The organism is Neisseria sp. P0009.S007 (assembly GCF_051962515.1).
In genome coordinates this window covers 1-265 of record NZ_JBQCVF010001132.1, presented here as the reverse complement: position 1 = coordinate 265, position 265 = coordinate 1, and the positions used below count along the sequence as shown (strand labels likewise).

The following is a 265-nucleotide window of genomic DNA, read 5'->3' as shown; positions in this document are numbered from 1 at the left end:
CAGGTACACCGCGCCGAACTTTTAGACGGAACCGCCGTCGCCGTCAAAGTCAAACGCCCCGACATCGAGCCGGTCATTCAGGCGGATCTGCGGATTTTGAACCACCTCGCCAGACTGATGGAATCCGAAATCCCCGAAGTGCGCCGTTACCAGCCCGTATTGATGGTCGCCTATTTTGCCAAAAGTCTGGCAAAAGAAACCGACTTATCGGTGGAGCTGCGCTATATGCAGCGTTTCGGTCAGACCTTTTCAGACGACCCCTTGG

The 265-nt window shown here is 55.5% G+C and carries 1 protein-coding gene; it reads left to right on the top strand.

The features are described 5' to 3' along the window. A partial coding sequence (locus tag ACTHS3_RS18035; RefSeq protein WP_440368796.1) for an AarF/UbiB family protein occupies positions 1-265 on the top strand: 265 nt, incomplete at both ends.